Below are 1,216 nucleotides of genomic sequence, written 5' to 3'. Positions count from 1 at the left end.
TTTTCTATGGCGTCATTGATATAACAAAAAATGCTTCCTCTTTCTTGGAGAAATTTGTTATATTCATGGCAGTTACTGACTCTCATTTTTTGTGGCATATTTTTTCTTCAACAGTTAAATGGCTATTTATAATGAATTTTGTCAGTAACTGCCAGTTCTTTTCACTTGAGCGATGCAACAAAGCCCACTGGGATCCAGTTTCACCTTGTGATGGTGTCATGAAAGTAGCTGACACTGGTTTCCATCCAAGACGGTGTCATTCCTTACTATTACCCACAAATATGAATGGACTAAAAAGTAAAATATTACAATATTAAAGTTTGCAAATATTGAGGGTGTAAAATGGCAAGTAAAAGTAGTGAATGGGCTAAAAATGAATTTGGAGATAAAAGGTTAACTGAGCGATTAGTAAAGATTGCTGATGTGTTTGACAAAATTACCTGAAAGTTAGATTAATCAAGCATGTGAAAGTTGGTCAGAAGCAAAAGCAGCATATCGTTTTTTTTAAAATGAAAACGTAAAAGAAGTCGATATTCTAGCTTCACACATTGATAAAACAGTTGAGAGAACAAAAGCTCACAAGAGGGTTCTTGTCATTCAAGATACCAGTTACATTGTATATAATAACCATAAAAAAACAAGCGGATTAGCAAATTTGTCCAGTTATGATACTGCAAAAGGTATTATAATGCATACAGCTCTTGCCGTTAGTATAGAAGGTTTGGTACTAGGGATACTAGATCAAAAAGTTTATTCAAGACCTGAAGAAACTGAGAACCTTAAAAAAAAGAGCGATCGCATTGAAGATAAAGAAAGCGTAAAGTGGTTGGAAATTTTAAGAAAAACAAATAATATTACTGATCCAACTCAAACTGAGACTATAACTGTATGCGATAGAGAAGCAGATATATATGACTTTTTTGAGCTTGCACATAGTCTTAATTCGGCAGTGCTAGTTAGAGCATGCAGAGATAGAGCAGTAAATAGAAAATCTCGATATCCTGAAAAAGGTGAGCAGAAGTTATGGGCATTTATTAAATCCTCTCATTGTGCAGGTACGGTAGAAGTTGAAGTTCCTGTAAAAGATAATAAGCCAAAAAGAACAGCACGTTTGGAAGTTAGATTTGGAAAGTTTATGATGAATCCATCTAAGAACCTGTTTAAAATCTTCGTAATAGGAGAGAAATGAAGGAAAGGACAATCATTTGCAAGCTGG

General features: G+C 34.2%; 1 protein-coding gene and 2 pseudogenes. 2 read left to right on the top strand and 1 reads right to left on the bottom strand.

The genetic code is table 11. The annotated features are described in order from the left end of the window. A pseudogene (locus OZD63_RS06305) lies at nucleotides 1-98 on the bottom strand (IS5 family transposase); the annotation flags it as partial. Between the two features lie 33 nt (nucleotides 99-131). On the opposite strand from OZD63_RS06305, the gene OZD63_RS06300 reads away from it, so the two are divergent. Next, on the top strand, nucleotides 132-317 hold the full coding sequence (locus OZD63_RS06300; protein ID WP_458695132.1) for a hypothetical protein: 186 nt from the start codon (nucleotides 132-134) through the stop codon (nucleotides 315-317). Between the two features lie 25 nt (nucleotides 318-342). After that, nucleotides 343-1,156, top strand: a pseudogene (locus tag OZD63_RS03370) (IS4 family transposase); the annotation flags it as partial. Nucleotides 1,157-1,216: the final 60 nt, after the last annotated feature.

Origin of the sequence: Wolbachia endosymbiont of Drosophila leontia, assembly GCF_028981785.1 — a bacterium.
Classification (GTDB): domain Bacteria; phylum Pseudomonadota; class Alphaproteobacteria; order Rickettsiales; family Anaplasmataceae; genus Wolbachia; species Wolbachia pipientis.
This window is presented reverse-complemented; position numbering and strand designations above follow the sequence as displayed.